At 72.7% G+C, this 6,002-nt stretch carries 4 protein-coding genes; all 4 read right to left on the bottom strand.

Features of this window, described 5'->3' with window-relative positions; genetic code table 11:
• Positions 1 to 23: 23 nt before the first annotated feature.
• Complete coding sequence (pheT, locus tag ACWGIU_RS26955) at positions 24 to 2,552, bottom strand: phenylalanine--tRNA ligase subunit beta (RefSeq protein WP_453709951.1); 2,529 nt, start codon at positions 2,550 to 2,552, stop codon at positions 24 to 26.
• Entirely contained in the window at positions 2,552 to 3,679 is a 1,128-nt protein-coding gene (pheS, locus tag ACWGIU_RS26950) for a phenylalanine--tRNA ligase subunit alpha (protein ID WP_453709949.1), read from the bottom strand. The genes pheT and pheS overlap by 1 nt, the downstream gene beginning before the upstream one ends.
• Positions 3,680 to 3,832: 153 nt before the next feature.
• Positions 3,833 to 5,071, bottom strand: coding sequence for an ATP-binding protein (locus ACWGIU_RS26945; protein ID WP_453709947.1), 1,239 nt, complete (start codon positions 5,069 to 5,071; stop codon positions 3,833 to 3,835).
• Positions 5,072 to 5,127: 56 nt separating this feature from the next.
• Positions 5,128 to 5,988: a TrmH family RNA methyltransferase gene (locus ACWGIU_RS26940; RefSeq protein ID WP_453709953.1), complete on the bottom strand. Its 861-nt coding sequence runs from the start codon at positions 5,986 to 5,988 to the stop codon at positions 5,128 to 5,130.
• Positions 5,989 to 6,002 lie beyond the last annotated feature (14 nt).

Below are 6,002 nucleotides of genomic sequence, written 5' to 3'. Positions count from 1 at the left end.
GGCCCCTCACTCGTACGAAGCGGTTACGCGCCCCGGAGCACCGCCCCGGTCCGCTCTCCCGCCAGGGCCACCGCCGCGTCGCGCGCGGCCGTGGACTCCTCGGCGGTCAGCGTCCGGTCGGCCGCGCGGAAGCGCAGCGCGTAGGCCAGGGACTTCTTGCCCTCGCCGACCTGCTCACCGGTGAACACGTCGAACAGCCGCAGCGATTCGAGGAGTTCGCCCGCGCCCTTGCGCAGCGCGGCCTCCACCGAGGACGCCGGGACCGTCGCGTCGACGATCAGCGCCACGTCCTGGGTCGCCACCGGGAAGGAGGAGATCCGCGGCGCCTGGAGGGCTTCGCCACCGGCCGCCGCGAGGCGGTCCAGGTCGATCTCCATCGCGCTGGTGCGGGCCGGCAGGCCCATCGTCTTGACGACGCGCGGGTGCAGCTCACCGGCGTGGCCGATGACCCGCTCGACTCCGCCGAGGGTGACGACCAGCTCGGCACAGCGGCCCGGGTGCCAGGGGCCGTACCGGCCCTGGCGGACCACCAGCTCGGCGCCGGCCTCGACGGCCAGCGCGCGGGCGGCCTGGACCGCGTCCGCCCAGTCGGCCGGGCGGCCCTTGCCCCACCAGCCGGCCTGCTCGCGCGCACCGGCCAGCACGACGGCGGCGTACCGCGGCTGCGCGGGCAGGGCCGCGTTCAGGGTGGCGATCTCCTCGTCCGTGGGACGCCGGTCGACGGGCAGCCGTACGGCGACACCCGGCTGGGCGGCGGCCCGGAAGACCGAACCGGTCTCGAAGAGCGCGAGGTCGTGGCTGCCCCGGCTGTCGTTGCGGCGCAGCGCGCCGAGCAGACCCGGCAGCAGCGTGGTGCGCAGCGCCGGCTCCTCGTCGGAGATCGGGTTGACCAGCTTGACGACCTGGCGGGCGACGTCGTGCGCCGGGATCTGGAGCTGGTCGAAGACGCCCTCACCGATGAACGGGTAGCTGAGCGCCTCGACGTAGCCCGAGCCGGCCAGCGCGCGGCCGACCCGGCGGTGCAGCTGCTGCCGGGCGGTCAGACCGCGGCCGGAAGGCACCTGCGGGAGGGTCGACGGGAGGTTCCCGTAGCCCTCCAGCCGGATGACCTCTTCGGCGAGGTCGTTGGGCTCGGCGAGGTCGGGCCGCCACGACGGGACGGTGACGACGAGCTCGTCCTGGCCGTAGACGTCGCAGCCGATCTCCTGGAGGCGGCGTACGACGGTCTCGCGGCCGTACTCCATGCCCGCGACCCGGTCCGGGTGGTCCGCGCCCATCGCGATGGTGCGCGGCGCGCCCGGGGCGAGGAACTGGGTGACCCCTGCCTCGGCGGTGCCGCCCGCGAGGAGCACGAGCAGGTCGACGGTCCGCTGCGCGGCCGCGGCGGCGGCCTGCGGGTCGACTCCCCGCTCGAAGCGCTTGGAGGCCTCGGAGGACAGCTTCAGGCGACGGGCGGTGCGCGAGATCGACACGGAGTCGAAGTGTGCGGCCTCGATGACGACGTCCGTGGTACCCGTGACCTGCCCGGTCTCAGGGTCGGTGACGGAGTCGGCGATCTCGGTGTTGGCGCCGCCCATGACTCCGGCGAGGCCGATCGGCCCGCTGTTGTCGGTGATCACCAGGTCCTCGGCGTCGAGGGTGCGCTTGACCCCGTCGAGGGTGGTGAACTTCTCGCCCTGCTCGGCGCGGCGGACACCGATGGCGCCGTCGACGCTGGAGCGGTCGTAGGCGTGCAGCGGCTGGCCGAGCTCCAGCATCACGTAGTTGGTGATGTCCACGGCGAGCGAGATCGGGCGCATGCCCGCCTTCTGCAGGCGGCGGGTCAGCCAGATCGGGGAGCGCGCCTCGGGGTCGAGACCGGTCACCGTGCGGGCGGTGAAGCGGTCGCAGCCGGCCGGGTCGTCGACCTTGACCGGGTAGCCGTACGAGTTCGGCGCGGGCACGTCGAGCAGCGCCGGGTCGCGCAGCGGCAGGCCGTAGGCGGTGGCCGCCTCGCGGGCGACACCACGCATGGACATGCAGTAGCCGCGGTCCGGGGTGATGTCGATGTCGAGGACCTCGTCGACGAGCTGGAGCAGCTCGATCGCGTCGGTGCCGACCTCGTGCTCGTGCGGCAGCACGATGATGCCGTGCGTGCCGTCGTCGCCCATGCCCAGCTCGTCGCCGGAGCAGATCATGCCGTGCGAGGTGCGGCCGTACGTCTTGCGCGAGGCGATCGCGAAGTCACCGGGCAGTACCGCGCCGGGCAGCACCACGACGACCTTGTCGCCGACGGCGAAGTTCCGGGCGCCGCAGACGATCTCCTGCGGCTCACCGGTGCCGTTGGCCTGACCGACGTCGACCGTGCAGAAGCGGATCGGCTTGCGGAAGCCCTCCAGCTCCTCGATGGTCAGCACCTGCCCGACGACGAGCGGGCCTTTGAGGCCGCCGCCGAGCTGCTCGACGGTCTCGACCTCAAGGCCTGCGTCGACCAGCTTGGCCGCCACGTCACGGCCGGTTTCACCCGCGGGGAGATCGACGTACTCCCGCAGCCAGGAAAGCGGGACGCGCATCAGATCTCACTCCCGAACGGCCGGGTGAAGCGAACGTCACCCTCGACCATGTCTCGCATGTCTTCGACGTTGTGGCGGAACATCAGCATCCGTTCGATGCCGAACCCGAAGGCGAACCCGCTGTACTTCTCGGGGTCCACACCGCAGGCGATGAGCACCTTGGGATTGACCATGCCGCAGCCGCCGAGCTCGATCCAGCCCTCGCTGGAGCAGGTACGGCACGGACGGTCGGGGTTGCCCACCGACTCGCCGCGGCACACGTAGCACTGCATGTCCATCTCGGCGGACGGCTCGGTGAACGGGAAGAAGTGCGGGCGCAGCCGCGTGGTGGTGCCCTCGCCGAAGAGCTCCTGGACCATGTGGTCCATGGTGCCCTTGAGGTCCGCCATGGTCAGGCCCTCGTCCACGGCGAGCAGCTCGACCTGGTGGAAGACCGGGGTGTGCGTCGCGTCGAGCTCGTCGGTGCGGTACACCCGGCCCGGGCAGACGATGTAGACGGGCGGCTTGCGCTCCAGCAGCGAGCGCGCCTGCACCGGGGAGGTGTGGGTGCGCAGCACGACGCCGGACTCGTCGCCCTGGGTGCCCTCGGGCCCCTGGACGAAGAAGGTGTCCTGCATCTGGCGCGCCGGGTGGTCGGGCGTGAAGTTGAGGGCGTCGAAGTTGAACCACTCGGCCTCCACCTCCGGGCCCTCGGCGACCTCGTACCCCATGGCGACGAAGATGTCCGCGATGCGGTCCATCAGCGTGGTCAGGGGGTGCCGGGCGCCGGCGGGGACGCGGTCGTAGGGCAGCGTGACGTCCACGGCCTCCTCGACCAGCACCCGCTCGTCGCGCTCCGCCTCGAGCGCGACCATGCGGGCCCCGAAGGCCTTGTTCACGGCGCCGCGGGCCTGTCCCACGCGCTTGCCCGCCTCGGCCTTGGCCTGCGGGGGCAGCGCGCCGATCTCGCGGTTGGCGAGCGCCAAGGGCGAGCGGTCGCCCATGTGCGCGGTCTTCGCCTCACGCAGCGCGTCGAGGTCGCCGGCGGACGCGAAGGCGGCGAGCGCCTCGTCCCGCATGCGCTCGATCTCTTCCGGTTTCAGTGCCTCGACCTCGACAGGGTCGTACGACTTGTTCGGTGCCGACATCTCTTCCCGTACTTCCGATGGCTGGCTGGATGGGTCCCCCGCGCGACGCGCAGGACGCGCTCGGCACAAGGACACAAAGGTGCCAAAGGACGAGTCTAAAGGCCGCTGGGGGTGAAGGAGCCCGTGGGCCGCCTGCCGAGACGCTCCGCAGGGCTACTGCGTGAGGTACGCGGGGGCGCTCACGGGCAGGATAAATCGGAACTCGGCGCCGCCGCCGGGGCCGCGGCCGACCGTGATGGTCCCTCCGTGGGCCTCCACGATGCCCTTGACGATGTACAGGCCCAGGCCGGTTCCGCCGCGCTTGCTCCCCCGCCAGAAGCGGGTGAAGACGCGGCCCATCGACTCCTCGGGGATCCCGGGGCCTTCGTCGGTCACGGTGACGGCGGTTCCCTTCTCATGCGGCGACACCCCGATGGTGACCGTTCCCTCGCCGTGGCGCACCGCATTTTCCAGGAGGTTGCCGAGGATCTGGTCGATCTTGTCCGGATCGGCCCACAGATCGGGGAGCGGACGGCTGACGCTCACGAGGAACCGCTCGGGGGCCTGCCCGTTCGCGGTGAGCGCCTGTACGTGGCGGCCGACGGCGGTGGCGATGTCGACCGGCTGGCGGCGCACCTCCAGGCGGCCGGAGTCGATGCGCGAGATGTCGAGGAGTTCGGCGATGAGGCGGGTGACGCGGTTGGCGTCGGCGTCGACGGTCTCCAGCATCAGCCGCTTCTGGTCGTCGGTGAACCGCTCCCACTTGGCCAGCAGGGTCGCCGTGAACCCCTTGACGGAGGTCAGCGGGGAGCGCAGCTCGTGGGCGACGGTGGCGATCAGCTCGGCGTGGCTGCGCTCGGTGCGGCGGCGCGCCTCGGTGCCCCGGAGGGTCACGACGAGGCGGCGCAGCGGGCCGGTGGGGTGGGTGCGGACGTAGCTGGCGGAGACCAGCACCTCGCGGCCGCCGGGCAGCAGCAGGTTCCGCTCGGGCTGTCCGCGGCGGGTGGCGAGGCCCCCGTACGGGTCGGTCAGCGTCCACCAGCGGCGGCCTTCGAGGTCCTCCAGCGGGAGGGCCCGCTCGATGGGCGTGCCGAGGGCCTGGGCGGGGTCGGTCGCGGTCATCCGGGCGGCGGCCCGGTTGAAGCAGATCACGTGCCCGGTGGCGTCGGCGACGACGAGTCCGTCGGGCAGGCAGTCGGGGTCGATCCCGAAGCCGAGCCCCTCACCGGGGGCGCCGCCGACCAGGACGGCCCCGCGGGCCGCACCCTGCGGCGGTACGCCGCGCAGCGCGTCCGAGGCGCGTGCGGGGGGCACGGCATCGACGGGCCCGCCCGTACGGGCGCAGGTGACGCCCGGCGCCGACGGACCGGCTGTCGTGTCGGCCTGCGGCGAGCTGTTCGTACCGACGGTCATGTCCCCGTACCCCACATCTCCGAGTAGCGCAGTGGGCCCCCCGGGTCGCCACATTACTAGCTGGGGGTCACAGAGCGGCACCCTCCGGGCGCCCGCTGTGCACGCGCGGACGCGTAGAGGCACACGGCGGCGGCCGTCGCGAGGTTCAGGCTTTCCGCCTTTCCGTGGATCGGGACCCGTACGACGGCGTCCGCCAGGGCCCTGGTCTCCTCCGGCAGACCCCAGGCCTCATTGCCGAAGACCCAGGCCGAGGGCCCGCCCATGGTGCCCGCGTCCAGCTCGGCGTCGAGGTCGTCCTCGCCCGCGCCGTCGGCCGCCAGGATCCGTACGCCCGCCGCCCGGAGCCCCTCGACCGCCTGCTCGACCGGAACACCGACGGCGACCGGGAGGTGGAAGAGGGAGCCGACGGAGGCCCGTACCGACTTGGGGTTGTAGAGGTCCACCGAGGCGTCGGTCAGCACCACCGCGTCGGCTCCGGCGGCGTCCGCGCAGCGCAGCACCGTACCGGCGTTGCCGGGGTCGCGGACGTGCGCGAGGACGGCGACGAGCTGGGGCCGGGCCTTCAGGATCTCCTCGAACGGGGAGTCCAGGAAGTGGCAGACGCCGACCAGACCCTGCGGGGTGACGGTCTGGGAGACCTCGGCGAGCACCTCGTCGGAGGCGTAGTGCACGCGGGCGCCCGCGTCCAGGGCGGCCTCGATGATTCCGGCGTAGCGCTCGGCGGCCTCGACGGTCACGAACAGCTCGATCAGGGTCGACTCGCCCGTGGGACCGCGGTGCTCGACGGCCTCGCGGACGGCCTGCGGGCCCTCGGCGATGAAGCGGCGCTCCTTGGTGCGGAAGTTGCGCCGCGCCAGGCGCCTGGCGGCGGCCACCCGCGGGGATCGGGGGGAGATCAGCTCGTCGGGGTGACCCATGGTGTGTGCGGTTC

This window comes from Streptomyces sp. NPDC054840, assembly GCF_053611065.1.
Note: the sequence above shows the minus strand (reverse complement) of the source record. Positions and strands in the feature narration are given on the sequence as shown.

Coding starts and splice junctions, on each gene's coding strand:
- ACWGIU_RS26940 (WP_453709953.1), bottom strand. CDS start 5,988: ATGGGTCACCCCGACGAGCTGATCTCCCCCCGATCCCCGCGGGTGGCC.
- ACWGIU_RS26945 (WP_453709947.1), bottom strand. CDS start 5,071: ATGACCGTCGGTACGAACAGCTCGCCGCAGGCCGACACGACAGCCGGT.
- pheS (WP_453709949.1), bottom strand. CDS start 3,679: ATGTCGGCACCGAACAAGTCGTACGACCCTGTCGAGGTCGAGGCACTG.
- pheT (WP_453709951.1), bottom strand. CDS start 2,552: ATGCGCGTCCCGCTTTCCTGGCTGCGGGAGTACGTCGATCTCCCCGCG.